Annotated in this window: 13 protein-coding genes; 5 read left to right on the forward strand and 8 right to left on the reverse strand. The window is 63.5% G+C overall.

All coding sequences use genetic code 11. From position 1 onward, the window contains the following. Positions 1-114 precede the first annotated feature (114 nt). On the forward strand, positions 115-1,380 hold the full coding sequence (locus tag LB577_RS14145; protein WP_224687148.1) for a DUF763 domain-containing protein: 1,266 nt from the start codon (positions 115-117) through the stop codon (positions 1,378-1,380). 311 nt (positions 1,381-1,691) lie between these two features. After that, complete coding sequence (locus LB577_RS14150; RefSeq protein ID WP_224687259.1) at positions 1,692-3,899, forward strand: cation:proton antiporter; 2,208 nt, start codon at positions 1,692-1,694, stop codon at positions 3,897-3,899. 24 nt (positions 3,900-3,923) lie between these two features. On the opposite strand, the gene LB577_RS14155 is transcribed toward LB577_RS14150, so the two are convergent. After that, on the reverse strand, positions 3,924-4,067 hold the full coding sequence (locus tag LB577_RS14155; protein ID WP_013894220.1) for a hypothetical protein: 144 nt from the start codon (positions 4,065-4,067) through the stop codon (positions 3,924-3,926). A 359-nt stretch (positions 4,068-4,426) separates the two neighbouring features. On the opposite strand from LB577_RS14155, the gene LB577_RS14160 reads away from it, so the two are divergent. After that, on the forward strand, positions 4,427-5,377 hold the full coding sequence (locus tag LB577_RS14160) for a helix-turn-helix domain-containing protein (RefSeq protein WP_224687149.1): 951 nt from the start codon (positions 4,427-4,429) through the stop codon (positions 5,375-5,377). Between the two features lie 192 nt (positions 5,378-5,569). Here the strand turns inward: LB577_RS14160 and LB577_RS14165 are convergent, their stop codons facing one another. Both LB577_RS14165 and LB577_RS14170 read right to left on the reverse strand, forming a co-directional pair. Further along, complete coding sequence (locus LB577_RS14165; RefSeq protein WP_224687150.1) at positions 5,570-5,989, reverse strand: DOPA 4,5-dioxygenase family protein; 420 nt, start codon at positions 5,987-5,989, stop codon at positions 5,570-5,572. Positions 5,990-6,424: 435 nt separating this feature from the next. Continuing rightward, positions 6,425-9,760, reverse strand: a complete 3,336-nt coding sequence (locus tag LB577_RS14170) for an AAA family ATPase (protein WP_224687151.1) — start codon at positions 9,758-9,760, stop codon at positions 6,425-6,427. Between the two features lie 452 nt (positions 9,761-10,212). Between LB577_RS14170 and LB577_RS14175 the strand changes: the two genes are divergently transcribed. Together LB577_RS14175 and LB577_RS14180 are read left to right on the forward strand one after the other, a co-directional pair. Next, entirely contained in the window at positions 10,213-10,803 is a 591-nt protein-coding gene (locus tag LB577_RS14175) for an ankyrin repeat domain-containing protein (protein ID WP_224687152.1), read from the forward strand. Between the two features lie 6 nt (positions 10,804-10,809). Continuing rightward, a complete protein-coding gene (locus LB577_RS14180) occupies positions 10,810-11,319 on the forward strand; it encodes a YHS domain-containing (seleno)protein (protein WP_411969266.1) in 510 nt (169 codons plus the stop codon). Positions 11,320-11,331: 12 nt separating this feature from the next. Here the strand turns inward: LB577_RS14180 and LB577_RS14185 are convergent, their stop codons facing one another. The 5 genes from LB577_RS14185 to LB577_RS14205 all read right to left on the reverse strand — a co-directional run bounded on the left by LB577_RS14185 (position 11,332) and on the right by LB577_RS14205 (position 17,837). Next, complete coding sequence (locus tag LB577_RS14185) at positions 11,332-13,509, reverse strand: adenylate/guanylate cyclase domain-containing protein (RefSeq protein WP_224687154.1); 2,178 nt, start codon at positions 13,507-13,509, stop codon at positions 11,332-11,334. A 311-nt stretch (positions 13,510-13,820) separates the two neighbouring features. Beyond that, a complete protein-coding gene (locus LB577_RS14190; RefSeq protein ID WP_224687155.1) occupies positions 13,821-14,066 on the reverse strand; it encodes a MoaD/ThiS family protein in 246 nt (81 codons plus the stop codon). Between the two features lie 167 nt (positions 14,067-14,233). Beyond that, on the reverse strand, positions 14,234-16,498 hold the full coding sequence (locus LB577_RS14195; RefSeq protein ID WP_224687156.1) for a xanthine dehydrogenase family protein molybdopterin-binding subunit: 2,265 nt from the start codon (positions 16,496-16,498) through the stop codon (positions 14,234-14,236). Further along, positions 16,495-16,977: a (2Fe-2S)-binding protein gene (locus LB577_RS14200; protein WP_013894213.1), complete on the reverse strand. Its 483-nt coding sequence runs from the start codon at positions 16,975-16,977 to the stop codon at positions 16,495-16,497. Before LB577_RS14200 ends, LB577_RS14195 begins: the two co-directional genes overlap by 4 nt. Further along, positions 16,977-17,837, reverse strand: coding sequence for an FAD binding domain-containing protein (locus LB577_RS14205; protein ID WP_224687157.1), 861 nt, complete (start codon positions 17,835-17,837; stop codon positions 16,977-16,979). Before LB577_RS14205 ends, LB577_RS14200 begins: the two co-directional genes overlap by 1 nt. Positions 17,838-18,034: the final 197 nt, after the last annotated feature.

Consider the following 18,034-nt stretch of genomic DNA (forward strand, 5'->3'; position numbering starts at 1 on the left):
AATCCTGAATCAGTATCCGAACGGCATGTTCGGTTCCGCTTGTAAAATGCAGCGCCGATGCCATCTAGTTCGATGGATGCCGGCGCGACTCGTCGGTCGGGAGACGTAAACGAAGTGACACAGCGAAGCGGCAGCGCCGACCTGCCGCTGCATGGCGGACGGGTTCCGAAATGGCTGGGCGATCGCATGACGCGCCTGGGTGCGGTGCTGTGCGAGGCGATCATCCATCATTATGGCCGCGACGAATTGCTGCGCCGGCTGGCGCATCCTTTCTGGTTCCAGTCCTTCGGCGCGGTGATGGGCATGGACTGGCACTCCTCCGGCATCACAACCAGCGTCATCGGTGCGCTGAAGCGCGGGCTGACGCCGCTGTCGGGCGAACTCGGCGTCCATGTCTGTGGCGGCCGCGGCACCCATTCGCGCAAGACCCCGCATGAGCTCGAGATGATCGGCGAGCGCGTCGGCATCGACGGCACGGCACTCGCCACCGCCAGCCGGCTGGTCGCCAAGGTCGACAGCGCCGCCGTCCAGGATGGTTTCGACCTCTATCTGCACGGCTTCATCGTCACCGACGACAGCCGCTGGGTGGTCGTCCAGCAAGGCATGAATGGCGACAGCAAGCTGGCGCGCCGCTACCACTGGCTCTCGGAGGGCCTGAAGAGCTTCGTCGACGAGCCGCATGCGGCGATCGAAGGCAGGCGCCAGGGTGAGATCGTCAACCTGACCGACCGCCGCGCCGAGGCTTCGCGCAGCGGCCAGCTCGACCTGTTGCGCCAGCTCGGCCCCGACAGGATTGTGCGTGAATTCGCCGCCATCGAACCGCCGGCGGCTCCAGTCACCGCCCAGCCGATGCTGCCCAACCTGATCATGCCCGCCCACCATGATGTGCGTGAAAGCGATATCGTCATGCGCCGGCTGCACGGCAATATTTCCGCGGCGATCGAGAGCGGCCCGGCGGATTTTCCCGAACTGCTGCTGGTGCCCGGCGTCGGCGCGCGCACCGTGCGGGCACTGGCCATGGTGGCGGAGGTCGTGCACGGCGCGCCGTGCCGCTTCTCCGATCCGGCGCGGTTCTCGCTGGCGCATGGCGGCAAGGACCGGCACCCCTTCCCGGTGCCGCTGAAAGTCTATGACGAGACCATCGCGGTGATGAAGTCCGCGGTGCGCAAGGCCAAGCTCGGCAACGAGGAAGAGCTGGGCGCCCTGCAGCGGCTCGACGGACAGGCGCGGCGGCTGGAGCGCTACGTCACCGGACCAAGCCTGAAGGAAATCGTCGCCGGCGAGTTCGACCAGTCGCACCAGCTCGGCGGCCGCAGCGTCTTCGGCTGGGAGCCGCCTCCAGGCGAGGCTTTGCCGGACGGCGCCAAAAAGTCGGGCTAGCCGCTTGGTCGCGGCCTACGGTCGACAATTGGCGAAACAATCCGCGATAGCGTCTTTCTCCCCATATTGTGACGGGCGAACGCAGCTTGCCGCCTTTGTCGGCATTTGCCCAAACAGATTGGCCCGACCCCGTCGCAACTTTGCGCTACATCGCACGTTTATCGGGCGTGCGGACTTGATCCGCGTTGAGGGGTTGGATGACCAGGCACTGCCCGCAAGCGAGATTTCTCCCTGCCATTCTCATCCCCTTCGCCGTCTTTGCCTTTGCGAGCACGGCCTGGGCCGCGCAGCCGGTGGGTCACGCCTCCGGCATGGGCGGCTCGGCGGAAGGATTGTTCGTCGCCGAGATCGTACTTCTGCTGCTGGTCGGGCGTGGACTGGGTGAAATCTTCCAGCGTTACGGCCAGCCGGCGATCATGGGCCAGCTGATCGGCGGCATCCTGCTTGGCCCTTCGCTGTTCGGCTTGATATGGCCAAGCGCGCAGCATCTGATCTTCTCCACCGACCCGGCTCAGAAGAGCATGATCGACGCCGTCTCGCAGCTCGGCATCCTGCTCCTCCTGCTGCTGACCGGCATGGAGACGGATTTGCGCCTCGTGCGCCGCGTCGGTGCCGCCTGCTTCTCGATCTCGATGTCAGGCGTCGTCGTGCCCTTCGCCTGCGGCTTCGCGCTGGCGCAGGTCCTGCCGGGCTCGCTGCTGCCCGACCCGACGCAGCGCGTCGTCGCCGGGCTGTTCCTCGGCACCGCGCTGTCGATCTCATCGGTCAAGATCGTCGCCATGGTGGTGCGCGAGATGAACTTCATGCGCCGCAATCTTGGCCAGATCATCATCTCCTCGGCCATCATCGAGGACACGATCGGCTGGCTGATCATCGCCGTCACCTTCGGCATCGCCACCAATGGCAGCCTGCAGGTGCTGCCGCTCGTCACCACCGTGGCCGAAGTGGCGCTGTTCATGGTGTTCTCCTTCACCATCGGCCGCCGCCTGGTGTTCACCCTGATCCGCTGGAGCAATGACAGTTTCCGCAGCGAATACGCCGTCATCACCGTCATCCTTATCATCATGGGCGTGATGGCGCTGATCACCAACCTGATCGGCGTGCATACCGTGCTCGGCGCCTTCGTCGCCGGCATACTGGTCGGGGAATCGCCGATCCTGTCGAACCACATCGAGAGCCAATTGCGCGGCGTCATCACCGCGCTGTTCATGCCGATCTTCTTCGGCATGGCGGGCCTGTCCGCCGACCTCACCGTGCTTGCCGATCCGACGCTGGCGCTGCTGACGTTGGCTCTGGTGATGATCGCCAGCGTCGGCAAGTTCGGCGGCGCCTTCATCGGCGGCCGCTTCGCCGGCATGTCATTGAAGGAGGCGACGGCCGTAGGCAGCGCCATGAACGCGCGCGGCTCGACCGAGGTCATCGTCGCCAGCATCGGCCTGTCGATGAACATCCTGTCCCACAATCTGTTCACGATGATCGTCACCATGGCGGTCATCACCACGCTTGCCATGCCGCCCATGCTGCGCTGGGCGCTTGGCCGGCTGCCTGTCGGCAATGCCGAAAAGCAGCGTGTCGACCGCGAGCTGCTCGACGAGCGCGGCTTCGTCTCCAGGCTGGAACGTCTGCTGCTTTTGGTCGATGACAGCCCGGCCGGCAAGTTCACCGCCTATCTCGCCGGCCTTGTCGGCGGCGGCAGCGGCATGCCGACCACGCTTCTCCACCTCGAGGGCGGGCAACTGCCCGGCGCTGTCCGCGACAAGGGTCCGGAACGGGCCTCGAGGGAGGTCAAGAAGGGTGCGGCCAGAAGCGCCAGGGCCGTCAGAAAGGCCGAAGACACGCCCGTCGACAAGGTCCACCTCACGGCACGCACCGAGCTCGAAGCCACCGCCGAGACGATCGCGACGGAAGCCCGCAAGGGCTACGGCCTCCTGCTGGTCGGGCTGGAGAACGCACTGACCGACAAAGCCACCTTCAGCGGCGCCCTGAACGACATCACCAGCGGCTTCGACGGCCCGCTCTGCCTGGTGCTGAATGGCGCCAAATCCACCGGCAAGATGCCGATGCTGCGCGCCGGCACCACGATACTGGTCCCCGTCAACGGCACCGAGGTCGCACGGCGCGCCGCCGATTTCGCCCTTGCCTTGGCGCGGCCGCATCGCGCCCGCGTCAAGGTTCTTTATGTCTCACAGGTCCGCAAGGGCAGTCGGCCGGGCTCGGTTTCGCATCGCCGCGAGGAAGCCGTGCTGAAGGACGTCGTCGATCTCGCCGACCGCTACGGCGTCGCCGTCGACACCGCGATCCGCACCCGCGCCACGCCGGACAAGGCGATCGCCAGGGAAGTGACCAAGGGCGCGGCGATGGTGGTGATGGGCGTCACCCAGCGGCCCGGCGAAGAGCTGTTCTTCGGCGACACCGCCACGGCGGTGCTGGCCGCGGTCGCCTGCCCGGTCGTGCTCCTGGCCAGCGAGCGCGTCAGGCGAGCGGAAGCCGAGGAGGCGGCAACCGAGACCGGCGCCTGATGCCCTCGCCCAGGGTTTTGCGGCCTAGATGCCGAAGAACTGCCGCCCGATCATGTACCCTAGCGCCGCCACGATGAGCGGAAACAGCGCCGGCGCCGCCTTGCTGAGGAAGGAAGCTTTCGTGTCCTTGGGCGGCACATAGCGTGCGTTGCCGAGATTCTTGGTCATTGCGTACCCCGCGCCAAACCAATCAGTTTTGCGCATGTCCTTATCCCGAAACCGCTGCGCGGTTCCGGTCGACATGCATTAGAAAGAACTTATTAACAGCACGGCCAAATTAACGGCTTGCAAAGAAATTAGATCGAATAGCCGACCATTTGCGGGACTGGCTGGCATGCATCAGTGCCGTTGCGGTCGAGATAATTATCATGTTAAGTTGTTGGTCGTTGCATCCGGGCATGACCGCCCCCACAATCCGCATCAAGAAGGCCCGCACCAGGAAAGCCGCAGCAAGAAGGTCCGCACCCAGAAGGCCCGCATCAAGACGGGCCGGCGAAAAGACAGGAACTGTTTGGAGGAGGAACAAGATGCACGCCACCCATCACGTCAGCGTCGCCGACGGCGAGGCTTTCCTGTCGACATCGCGCCTTTTGTTCGGCCCGATCACCCAGCGTTTCCCGCGCGGCACGGTGCCGTCGATCCCGCAGCTCGTCTCGGTCAATCTCGGCGCCTGCCGGCTGTCCGAGATCAAGGCCAATTCGCATCTTGTGGTCAACGACCGGCTGTTCTGGCGCAGCTTCGATCCCGACGCGATCAAGATCCTGGTGCAGCGCCGCGGCCGCAGCCGCTTCGAGCAGCAGCAGGTCGCCGTCGACCTCGGCCCGCAATCGGCTGTTATCTACGACCCGGTGCGCAGCTATTCCCTGCAGAACCTCTCGGATGTCGACCAGCTCATCCTGCAGGTGCCGCGCTCGACCTTCGGCGACGACACGCTCGCCCGCCTCTCAGCCCCGCTGCCGCTGCCCGGCAATGGCGACAGCCTGACCCACATCGTCTCCGGCCTGATGCAGATGGCGATCGGCGAGGCGCACAAGCTGGACGAGGCCGGCAGCCGGCGCGTCGGCGACAGCCTGGTCCAGCTCGTCAACGGCCTGATCCAGGCCAAGCCGATGGCGCCCGAATTCCGCCGCTCGCCGCTCGAAGCCCTGCGCGAGCGCATCGTCGCCTATATCGACGCCAACCTGGCGCGCAGCAGCCTGTCGGCGCAGGATATCGCCCGCCACATGGGCTGCTCCCGGCGCTATCTGCACCGCGCCTTCGAAGGCGAAGGGGCCACACTGGAGCGTTTCGTCTGGGACCGCCGGCTCGAACGCAGCAAGGAAGAGTTGCTGTCGCCCGCCCGCGCCTCGGTCTCCATCTCCGAAATCGCCTTTGCCTGCGGCTTCAATTCGAGCGCGCATTTTTCCCGCGCCTTCAAGAGCCGGTACGACGTGGCGCCGCGGGAGCTGCGCGAGCGGTTGCGGGCGGTGGTGCACTAGAGCAATTCCAGGAAAAGTGTGAAACGGTTTTCCGTCCGGAATTGCGTTAAAACAAAGAGTTAGAGCAGTTCTCCGGTTCTGTTTAACGGTGAACTGCTCTAGAAGCAATTCCAGGAAAGTGTGAGCGGTTTTCCCGGGAAAACCGCGTAGCGCTTTCCCAAGAGAATTGCGTCAGAGCAAAGAGCGAAAACGCTACGCCGGCAGCGACGGCTCGGTATTAGGCTCCAGCGCCTCTTCCGCCTCATGCTCGTCCGGCAGGACATCGCCATGCACCCCCAGCGGCCGGCCTATCCAGACCGGATCGACCAGATGGTCGCGCTTGGGGTTGGTGGTGTTCGGGTGGATGAGGATGCTCAGGCCGCAATGGTTCAGCATCAGCCACGGCACGAGCGAAGCAAAGACCTCGTTGGCGAACGAGACCTGGAACATCGCCTGCTCATGCGGCCCAACCTTCTGGTCATGCCAGGCCCCCAGGCGCACGCGAAACCGCTCGCCAATGCGAAGACGCAGCCATTCGGCCCGCTGCCGCTCGGCCTGCCCGCCGTAGTAGATGTGGGCGTGATAGCTGGCGATCTCGGCGAGTGGTCTTGGGGCGGCGGCGGCGTCATTCACCTCGATGGTCTCCTGGGCGCTTTCGGCGGAACTCTACCCGAAGCACGGATGCCTTGTCTGCCCCCGCTGCCTGGCATCCCGGTTGTCACGACCGCAATGCGTGAGACGGCGCCCCCGAAGGCCAGATCCGTCATTAGCCGGTGCCGGAGAACGACTAGAGCGAGAGCTGATCCTGAATGACTGCTTTGCGCCCAATGGCGGCCGCAGCCGAGGATTTCGCGTCCGCCCGAAAGCAGACATCGCAGCTGACCATACTGAAGGTCGCGCTTGCGCCATGTTCGGACCTACGCGGGAACAAGCGTGAACGTCTCATCTCAACCATTCCGTTACATTCCAGTCCAAACGAACGAACACGAGTCTCGGGCGCGCAACGAGCCAAGCTTGCATCAAATCGATGCAAACTACGTTGTCGCAACCGACTCAGATGGTTCGACCTCAATGGCCCAGGGCGTCCAGCGCCCTTTGTGCGGCGATGAGGTCGACGAATGGATACCTGGTGTTGAATGTGTGGACCACCGCTTGCAGACGCGTCGCGGCCTCATGGACACGACCTTGACGTGCCAGAACTGGTGCGAGTTGGGTTGTGGCACGAAGCTCGAAGAGCCTCGCTTGCTGCCGACGAGCAGCAGTAATTGCCTTTTCGAATAGATGTGTGGCTTCCATCAGTTCGCCTCTGCACGCGGCGATTTGGCCACGAAGGCGAACACATTCTGCCAGGTAGCTCGCTTCATCCGTATCGAAAACGAGCGCATCGACGTTATCAAGCATCTGAGATGCCTCTTCGAGGCGACCAGCTCTTAGGAGTAGATCACAAAGTGCGCATATTTTCTCAGGGGTATGAAATACGACGCCCTGCCCACGCCAAAGACCAATGCTCTCCCCGATATCATCGATGCCAGCGTCCAGTTCGCCCAGATGCGCGCGGGCATGGCCACGCCACCTAAGGCCGCTGCCTCGACGTGCCGTGTAGCCATGGAGTTCAGAAATCTCGACTATCTCGTTAGCATTTTTCAGCAGTTGTTCGTATTGACCGAGTAGCGCTTCCAATTCGCACCGCTCCAGGAGGAACCAAGCGAGGTCGAAGGGCTTCTCGAGCTGAGCAAAGTGTTGAAAAATGAGCTCCTTCGTTTCGACTGAGGCGTCAAAGAAACCTAATATCAGCAATGACTCGCTAAAATAACCCAGGGCCGCAAGACGCTGATCCACGCCGGCGAACAAAATACGACGGTCTTCGTCGACACCATCAATCAAACCCAGCGCATTCCGCAAGGCGTCCGCGGCCATCGACTGCTCTCCCCGGTTGTAGTGAGCCATCCCTTCGGCAGCCAAAAGGCCGCTCAGATAGGTCTTGGGAAGGAAATTAGAAGAGCTTGCGAGCTGCTCTTCCACCATGACTAGGTAATCGTAGTTGCGGCCGGATGCAAAATAGAATGGCGCGAGTGAGAGCGCGGCTTCACATCGCAATTCGACCGATGCAGTGCTCGCGGCGGCAAGACGTGCATCGTCAAGTGTTTTACCAAGGCGCTCGGAACGATACCCTTCGGCCTGCATCAAGGCATTGGCCATCGCAAGGTGGAGACGTGTCAGCCGCTCGCCGCCGCCGGACACATCGCCAAGTCTCCTGCTGCAGCCAATAGCACTGGAAAAGTGCGACACGGCTTCTCGGGTGGCAGCTCTGGCCAGGGCTGCCTCTCCCGCCTTTTGCCAGCGATCGACCGCGCCCGCCCACTCCCCCGCTTCCTGAAAGTGGTGCGCGAGGAGCTCGGGTTGCGCTTCCGTGATCTCGATCCACTTTTCCTCCAACACGTCTGCGACTCTCTTATGTAGCTCTTGGCGCTTAGCGCGCAGCAGCGTGCCATAGGCTGCGTCCTGAACGAGCGCATGCTTGAAAAGGTAAGTGGCCAGTGGCCGTGTCCCGCGGCAGAACACCAGGCCAGCGCCGGCGAGTTGATCCAGTGCGCCATCCAGCTCGGCGGCATTTCGCCGTGCGACCGCTGCCAGTAATTCGTAGGAGAACTCCCGACCTAGAACCGCGCCGACCTGTGCGACCTCCTTAACGGCTGAGCCGAGGCGATCGAGCCGCGCCATCAACGAAGCATGCAGCGTGGCGGGAACGTTCAACGCCGTCGCGGCAGCTCTTGAGAGCACCGTCCTGGCGTTGCCGCTTTCCAACACCGCCTTGGTCAGCTCCTCGACGAACAGTGGCACCCCATCAGTGCGCTCGATGATCTCCGCGACAACGTCGCTCGGCAGCTCCCCGCTGCCAACGACCCGCTGGACCAGCGCGGCGCCTTCACGACGGTCGAGTCGATTGAGGACCAGAACGGTGACGTGCGCCTGCCCGGTCCACGGCGGTTGAAACTCGGGGCGGAACGTGAGGAGAAGCAACACCGGCAGGCGCGGCACCCGCTCGATGACCAGGTCGAGCAGCTCGCGCGAGCTCGGGTCAATCCAGTGGACGTCCTCGAAGAGCATCAGCACCGGACCTTGTCGCGCGAGGTCTTCGAGCTGCCGGAGCAGCGCATCGAAGGTTTTCTCTTTCTTACGCTGGGGCGTCAGTTGGAGAGGCGGGAAGCGGCCTTCGGTCGGCAAGGACAGTAGGTCGGCCAGCAGTGCCGCGTCCTCCGGCGAGGCCGGGGCAATAAGGGCCGCAAGCTTATCCAGCTTGCTATCAGGCGGATCGTCGCGCTCCAACCCGGCGGCACGTTCTAGCTGCGCAATGGTCGGGTGGAGCGCGCTGTCTTGATGGTGCGGCGAACAGAAATAGCGCAATCGGGTGTGTGGCTCATTCTTGATCCGTTCCTGCAAGGTGACGGTGAGGCGCGACTTTCCGATGCCGGGCTCGCCTGAGAGCAGCACCACTCGACCCTCACCACTTTTGGCGCGATGCCAGTGTCGCTGCAGCAGATCGACCTCCTCCTCACGCCCGACCAGCGGCGTCGGCGTCGTCCCATGCAGCGCCTCGAACCGGCTTTCGACGGCGCTCTCACGAACCACTTGATAAGGATGGATCGGCTCCGGAAAGCCTTTCACCTCGACGGCGCCAAGATCACGATATTCGAAAAGATCGCCGACCAGCTGCCGCGTTTGCGGCCCGATCACGACCGCGTCGGGTTCAGCAAGAGCTTGCAGCCGGGCGGCGAGGTTCGGCGTCTCGCCCACGACGCCGCGCTCTTGCCCATCGCCGGCGGTGATCAGATCGCCAACGACGACCTGTCCGGTGCCGATGCCGATACGAACCCGCAATGGCTCAGGCTCTGGGAGTCGCCTAACTGCATTGACGAGAGCAAGGCCAGCGCGCACCGCCTGCTCGGCGGCGTTCTCGCGCGCCTGCGGGTAGCCGAAATACACCAGAACGCCGTCGCCCATATACTTGGCGACGAAGCCGCCGAAGTGAGGGACGATATCGGCGACACAACGGTGATACGCTCCGATGGTCTCGCGCAGGTCCTCTGGATCCAGACGCGTCGCCAAGGCCGTCGAGGCGACGAGATCGATGAACATAACAGTCAGCTGTCGACGTTCCGCGCTTAGCTCCCGGGTGCCGCTCTGAACCGCGATGTCATCGGTGCTCGCGCCGGGATGACTTGGCCACGTCCCCAACCCCACTACCGCCTTGCGGAATCGCTTGCGATGACCGAGGAGCATACCGAGCTTCTCAAGGTCGGCATCGGTCAGCTCCGGCAGGACTTCCGCGTCGATCGCGTTGTCGCGGAATGCCTGCTCGTATTGCTGGAGGCCGAGGCCTCGCAACCAAGCGGCGACGTCCACACAGCTCTCCCAAGGCTCAATTCGGGTCCCTCAGCCGCAATATTAACTCAGATGCCAGGGAAATGCTGTAGTCCAACATGTTACCGCGGCGGTGACAGCTGTGAACAAAGCGGACTATACGCCCCTAGGGATTAAGCGCCGCAACTCGGCCATTGAGCAGATCATAGCAGCATCCCAAAAGCGGACATCCCTGGAACGGCCACGTTTGCGGTTGCCGGCTATCCCAATCGGAGCAGCAGGCGATTATGCGGGAGGCCGCCCAGCGCCCAGGTAATCGGCGCTCTTCAAAGGTCAAAACAGGATCTGCGTCCCTACTAACGAAGCCAGTAGCCCTAACGCCTTTTCCCGCCTTGGGCCGAGTTCGCTATGTCCCGCCGCGCCGACCGCCAGCATCTGCCCCGATGAGCCCAACGCAGCTTGTATGACTCCAAGCTAATATGCTACCTTGAGTGATGCGCGGACTGCTGGCACTTATGATGCTGGTATTGGTGGCTACAAGGGCAGCCGCAGGTGAACTGTTGTTCGATTCCATCGCTGCCGGCGACAAGGCTGCCGTAGAGCAAGCATTGGCAGGCGGCGCCGACGTCGACAGTCGGGCGCGCGACCAGGCAACCCTCCTTATCGCTGCGGCGCTCGACAACCAGGCGGAAATCGCCAAATTCCTGCTGAGCAAGGGTGCCGATGTCATGGCGCGGAACTCGGGCGGCTTCACCCCGCTTCATGCGGCGGCCTTCTCGGGCAGCCTGCCGATCGCCAAGCTGCTCTTGGAAAAAGGCGCGGTGCTCGACGATGCCGCCAACAAGGCGGGTGCTACGCCGCTGTTGGTGGCCGGCGAGGAAAACCACATTGAACTGGCCGAATTCCTTATTGCGAAAGGTGCCGATGTGAACCATCCCGAGGGACATGGCTACATGCCGACAACGCGCGCATTCTGGAAGGGCAACACGGATATCATACGACTGTTCAAACGCCATGGTGGTACCTGCCAGGCCGAAATCCTTCGCGAGGCGAACGCGGCGAAGTGCGCAGAAATCCACGATTAACGGAGGATGCAGATGAGCACCATGATCAAGTCACGGCTGGTACGGAATTTGGGGGCGGCTGCCCTCGTCGCGGTAGCTGCGGTCGCCGGCGCGGGGTCGGCTTGGGCCGACGGTTCGGTAAACACCGGCTATTTCGGCGGTGTAGCGATCATGGGCTACGACACGGTCGCTTACTTCACTGACGGCAAGGCCGTGAAGGGCTCCGAAGAGTTCACTTATGACTGGCTCGGGACACCTTGGCATTTCGCCAGCAAGAAACACCGGGAAATGTTCATGAGCGAACCGGTCAAGTACGCTCCTCAATATGGCGGGTACTGCGCTGGCGAAGTCGTGGGCGGAGGGGTCACGGTCAATGTCGATCCGGAAGCATTCAAGATTATCGACGGTAAGCTCTACCTGATCTACGACGTCGGCAATGCGGACAATTTCGCCGCGCATGCGGGTGAAGAAATACCGAAAGCCGACGCCAACTGGCCGAAGGTCGTGGCCAACCTGAAGCTCGATCATTATCACTGAGACCAAGTCCGCCTATTGGACGACGGTGAAGTGAAACACCTTGCTTGAGTTGACGAAGGAATAGCCGCCGCCTCTATCGTCGCGGCGTTTGTAGACGGGTCCGCAGTCGGGGCGCCCGAACATATTCTCGCTCAGCTCGCACAAAAGGTCGCCATCGAGACGGATGGTCTCGGTGACCAACCGCGTCGTGGAGCGGAAGGCTGCTTTGCCGTCGCCCCCGATCTGGAGGAAGGCTGGCTGGAGGCCGGGTTCAAGCTGGCCCTGCAGCGTATGGCCCAGCACCAGCGAGGCTATCTCCTCGCCCTTCAAGCGGTTGTGCTCGTCGCCGGTGAAGCCGAACGGCCATTCGGGCAAGCCCGCCTGCTGTAACGCGCCGATGATGAGAGCCAAATCCTGCGGGTTACGATACTGGGCACCGTTGAGCCGATATGCGGACAATGAATCGGACCCCGGTGTAGACATGGCACTCAGTCCTTCGGCGACTGCTGCCCTCGCATCCTGCAGGCGGCCGGCGCGGGCGTAGGCGGCACCAAGCGTCATCGTGAAATCTCCGACTGACGGCGCGTCGGCGCGGGTGCGTTCGAGCGCCTCGATCGCCTTTTCGTTACTACCTTGAATGAGAAAGACCAGACCGGCAATTTGCCGGTTGATGGGTGAAAGGTTGGGATCGAGCCTGAGCGCTGTCTCGACCGCTGCGGCTGCCTCGGCATGATTGCCGGCGAACAGTTGCACATATCCCAGAGCTATTTGCGTCTCCGCATCGCCGGGGGCGAGAGCGACGGCTCGCTCGGCCGAAGCAATGGCTTCCTCGTAGCGGCGATCCACGACCTGCATGATACCAAGAATCGCATAAGGCGACGACAGGTCCGGGTCGAGTTGCAGCGCACGGCTAGCCTTCTCATAGGCGCGCTTGCGCGCCGGCGCGCTCTGTATGATGTCGTCGAAAGATTCGCGCCAGATATAGACTGTCATGCTTGCATCCGCCGCGAAGGCTTCGGCAAAAGTCGGGTCGAGCTCCTCCACCTTGTCGTAGAGCGCGAGCGCCTCCCGCAGACCGTTGCGCCGGCCGGTCCGTGCTGTCTGCTCGGCCCGAAGGTAGAAGTCGTAGGCTTCGAGGTTTTCGGTCGGTGGGCGCGCCATGCGCTCGCTTTCCGCTGCCGAAGGTTGCATGCCGAGTGCCTTGGCGATCTCCCCGCTCATCTCATCCTGGACGGCAAACACGCCGGCCATGCCACGGTCGAATCGGTTGGCCCACAAATTGTCGCCCGTTGCCGTATCGATAAGCTGGGCATTGAGGCGGATTTGCTCGCCGGTGCGGCGGACGCTCCCCTCGACGACGAAGCGGACCCCAAGGTCGCGCGCGACGTCCGCCAGCGCCGCTGGCTTGTCCTTGTAGGCAAACACCGAGTTGCGTGCGATGACGTCCAGACCGGAAAGCTTGGTGAGGTCGGTGATCAGATCTTCAGTGATGCCGTCAGCGAAATAGTCCTGGCCTGGATCGCCGCCAAGGTTTGCAAAAGGCAGCACGGCAACCGATGGCCGCGATGACACAGAGAACTTCTGCCACGCAAAAATGCCGGCAATCACGGCAAAAACCAGAACCGCGACACTCGCCAGGATCATGACGCGCGGACCCGGCCGGTGTGGCGCGGCCACGACCTTGCCCGAGGCTGCGGGATCCAGCAGCAGCCGATACGCGCGAACCGGATCGGCGATGTTCTTGAGGCGCTGCTCGCCAAGACTGGCAAAGCCGACATCAACTTTGTGCAGCGCGTGATCGAACGCCGTGCCCGAGATGCAGATACCTCCGGGCTCCGCCATTGCCTCCAGCCGCGCGGCAATGTTCACGCCATCGCCGTAGATGTCGTTTTCCTCGACGATGACATCGCCAAGATTGACGCCGATGCGAAACCGGATGCGGTGGGGGTCGGAGGTACCTTGGTCTCGGACGGCCATCCGGCGCTGAATCGCAGCAGCGCACTGGACGGCATCGACGACACTCGCGAATTCGACCAGCGCCCCGTCGCCCATGAGTTTGACCATGCGGCCGCGGAATTCCCTGATCGCAGGGTCGATCAATTCGCGACGGTAACTTTTCAACCGCTCGAGCGTGCCGACCTCGTCCTCGCCCATGAGCGTGCTGTATCCGACCACGTCGGCAGCAAGGATTGCAGTGAGCCGTCGCTCCATGTGCTGGTGTCCTGCCTCCCTGGGTCAAAGCTTCGCCGACGAGCGTAATCTAGTACTACTTTGATTGCGAGCATGCTCGGCATCCTTGGGGTAACGGTCAATGCGACCACGTCGTTTTTGCGGCCGTTGCACAGATGGGACAGCTTGTGAGCGAAAAACGGATGCTGCCGCATGGCCGGCATGGTCAAGTCACGACATCGGACCTTGGAAAGTTGAGGTCCGCTGTCGTTCTTCCCCGCCACTAGCGGACCTACTGCACTCAGCCCCTATCAAGACGTTCGATGTTAAACGATCGCGCGCCGCCTGCCTCCTCACCCCCCCGCCAACCTCGGCAACAAAAAAATCTCCGCCCCCTCCGGCAGCGTCTTCGACCACGTATCGCGATAGATCACCCCGTCGATCGCCACGGCAATCCCGCGGTCGATCCACGGTTCAAACCCGGGATACTGTTCAGCCAATTTCCTGAACAGCTCCCTGATGTCCTTGGCCTCGACCTCGACCTTGCTCTTGCCGCCGGCGAGCTGGCCGAGGGCGCCCCAGAGGGTGACTTCGACCATCGGCGCTACGGTGTGCTGATATTCAGGTGAGGCCGGCCTGCAAATGGCAGGTTCCTGCGCTTCCGGTGCTCACGTACCCCAAGTACGCTCCGCTCCGGTTCTCGGAACCCGCCACTTTCGGCTCGACCTGACCTGAATCTCAACACACCTTATCCCTAGCTTTCGCCCTAGCCTTCCCGTTCGGCCTCGATCGCCGCCAGGATGCGTGGCGGCGACATCGGGATGTGGGTCATGCGCACGCCGGCCGCGTTCGAGACCGCGTTGGCGATCGCCGCCAGCGGCGGCACGATCGAGGTTTCGCCGACGCCGCGCACGCCATAGGGGTGGTTGGGGTTGGGGATTTCCAGGATCTGCGTGTCGATCATCGGCAGGTCGGAACAGACCGGGATGCGGTAGTCGAGGAAGCCGGCGTTCTGCAGCCGCCCGTCCTTGCCGTAAATATACTCCTCGTTCAGCGCCCAGCCGATGCCTTGCGCGGCACCGCCCTGGTACTGGCCCTCGACATAGGTCGGGTGCACCGCCTTGCCGGCATCCTGCACCACGGTGTAGCGGATGACCCTGGTCGAGCCGGTCTCGGGGTCGACCTCGATGTCGCAGATATGGGTGGCGAAGGAGACGCCGGCGCCGTCGGCGACCAGCTCGCTGTGGCCGGCGATCGGCCCGCCGGTCTTGCCGGACTCAAGCGCGATCTCCTTCAGCGACAGCTTACCGAGATTGCCGTGCTTCTCGCCCTTGGCGACCGCATTGCCCTGTTCCCAGACCACGTCGTCTACGGCAATGTCCCACATCTGCGCGGCGCGCTCGCGCAGGATCTTTATCGCGTTGCGGGCGGCCGAGATCGTCGCCATGGAGGACGAGAAGGTGCCGCGGCTGCCGTCGGTCATGTCGTTGTAACCGAGGCTCGACGTGTCGGCGACGATCGCCTTAACCTGGGAATAATCGATACCGAGCTCCTCCGCCGCCACCAGCGACAGCGAGGCGCGCGACCCGCCCACGTCCACTGTGCCGACGGCAAGCGAGACCGAGCCGTCCATGCCGATGTTCAGGTCGGTGCAGGTCTGGCCGCCGAAATTGAACCAGAAGCCGCAGGCCATGCCCCTGCCCTGGTTCTTGGCCAGAGGTGCCTTCATGTGCGGATGGTTCTTCACTGCTTCCAGCGTCGGGCCGATGCCGATCGGGCCGTAGACCGGCCCGTAGGACGACCTCGTGCCCTCCTGCGCGGCGTTCCTGATGCGGAAGTCGACCGGGTCCATGCCGATCTCCTTGGCAAGCTCATCTACCGCACTTTCCACCGCGAAAGCCGCCATCGGTGCCGACGGCGCGCGATAGGCGGCGGTCTTCGGCCTGTTGACCAGCACCTCGTAGCCGACCGTCTTGACGTTCTCGAGCTTGTAGCAGGCGAACGCCGTCATGGCGCCGATCTCGGCCCAGGAGCCGGCATACGGCCCGCAGGAATAGCGCAGCGTCGCTTCGGCGGCGGTGATGGTGCCGTCCTTGCGGGCGCCGATCTTCACGTCGATCGAGGTGGCGCTGGTCGGACCCGAGGCGCGGAACACCTCGTCGCGGGTCATGACGAGCTTCACCGGCCGCCCTGCCTTCCGTGACAAGGCGAGCGCCACCGGCTCGGCCCAGACATGGGTCTTGCCGCCGAAACCGCCACCGATCTCGGACGAGGTGACGCGCAGCTTCGAGGCTTCCATGCCGAGCAGTTGCGCGCAATGCTGGCGGTAGACGAAATGGCCCTGCGTGCAGACCCAGAGGTCCGCGGTGCCGTCGGACGAGACGCTCGCCACGCAGGCATGCGGCTCGATATAGCCCTGGTGCGTCTGCTCGGTCTTGAAGGAGCGCTCGACGATGAAATCGGCGTGGCCGAAACCCTGGTGGACGTCGCCATGGCCGAACTGGCTGCGCTTGGTGACGTTGGAGGGTTTTACCGGCTTTTCCTCGAGGCCCTCGGTAAAGATGGCGTCGTTGATCAGGGGGGCGTGGTGCTTCATCGCCTCGTCGACGTCGGTGACGTGCGGCAGCACCTCGTAGTCGATCTCGATAAGCTTCAGCGCCTGCCTGGCCGTGCGGGCATCGACCGCGGCGACCGCTGCCACCGCATGGCCGTCATAGAGCGCCTTGGTGCGCGCCATGCAATTGTCGAGGATGTCGTACATGGCGGCATCGCCGTCGGTAAGGTCGGGCAGGTCTTTCGCCGTGATCACCGCCTTGACGCCGGCAAGCTTCTCCGCCTTCGAGGTGTCGATCTTGCGGATTTTCGCATGCGCGTGCGGGCTGCGCAGGATGCGCCCGACCAATTGCCCGGCCATGTTGAAGTCGGCGCCGTAGCGGGCGCGGCCGGTCACCTTGTCGACGCCGTCGGGACGGATCGGGCGCGTGCCGACGGATGCGAATTTACGCCCGGAAAAACGCGGATCGAAGTTCATGCGTGCGCTCCCTTCATCACGTTCGCCGCGTCCTGGACTGCGCGTACGATCTTGTCGTAGCCGGTACAGCGGCAAAGGTTGCCGGCCAGGCCGAAGCGGATTTCCTCCTCGGTCGGATCGGGGTTCTTGGCCAGAAGATCTTTTGCGGCGATCAGAAAACCGGGCGTGCAGATGCCGCATTGCAGCGCTGCGTGTTCGAGGAACTTCTGCTGGAGCGGATGCAATTTGTCGCCATGCGCCATGCCCTCCACGGTCTCGATGCGCCGGCCCTCGGCTTCCGCGCCGAGCACCAGGCACGAGCACACCAGCCGGTCGTCGACGATGACGCTGCAAGCGCCGCAGTCGCCGGTGCCGCAGCCTTCCTTGGCGCCGGTCAGCCCGAGCCGGTCGCGCAGCACGTCGAGCAGCGTTTCGTCAGGTTGGCAAAGGTACTCGACGCTGTCGCCGTTGATTGTGGTTGAGACTGCTACGCCGGCCATCATTTGCCTCCTGCACGTGTATAGGCCGAAGTGGCGGCACGCCTGGCCAGCACACCCGCGACCTTCCTACGGAAATCGATTGTACCCCGCTTGTCGTCGATCGGGCGGCAGGCGCCCGCGCAGACCTTGGCGAGCCGCTCCAGTGCCGCTTCGTCGAGCTTCCTGCCGATAAGCGCCTCGGCGGCCTCCTCGACCAGAAGCACAGTCGGTGCTGCTGCACCCAACGCCACGCGGGCCGCCTTGATGACGCCGTGTTCGTCGATCGTCAGGTTCACCCCGGCGCTGACCACGGCGATATCCATCTCGGTGCGCGGAATGAACCGGAGATACGCATCGCCCGAGCGCGGCGCCTGGCTGTCGAGCAGGATCGCCTCGATGATCTCGCCCTTGGCCAACGACGTCTTGCCCGGAGCGGTCGGCACCGCCTCGACGGGAACCGTGCGCTTGCCCGAGGGGCCGACGATCATGGCCTTGGCGCCGGCCGCGACCAGTGCCGGCACGCTATCCGCCGCCGGCGAGGCGTTGCAGAGATTGCCCACGATGGTGCAGCGCCCCTGCACCTGCTTCGAGCCGATCAGCTTGGCGGCTTCGACGACGCCCGGCCAGGCCTTCTTCAGGGCCTTGTTTTCGCCGAGCACCGCGCAGGGCACGGCCGCGCCTATGCTGAAGCCTTCGGCCGTTTCCCTGATCTCGCCCAGCGACGCGATCGCCTTGATGTCGACGATCAGGTCGGGTTCGACAAACCCGCCCTTCATCCTGACCAGGAGGTCGCTGCCTCCCGCGAGAATGGCCGATGTGCCGGCCGATCCGGCCAACTGGCCAACGGCATCTTCTATTGAAAGCGGACGTATGTAACGCATCGTCTCCCCTTGGTCATCTCGATCTCAGCGACCGTTATAAACACTCTCCTCATAATGGCTATCCGGTTCCTGGTTTTCGGCGATTGGGCCAGGCGTCATAAAATCGAGTCCCAAATCGGCCTGAGCCGCCGCGGGCCATGGCCAGACAGGCCGGTAGCCGAGCCCCGAAAAATCTGACAGCCTGTGTCGGGCTGGCC

The sequence above is a fragment of the Mesorhizobium sp. B283B1A genome, from assembly GCF_020165735.1.
Taxonomy (GTDB): domain Bacteria; phylum Pseudomonadota; class Alphaproteobacteria; order Rhizobiales; family Rhizobiaceae; genus Mesorhizobium; species Mesorhizobium opportunistum.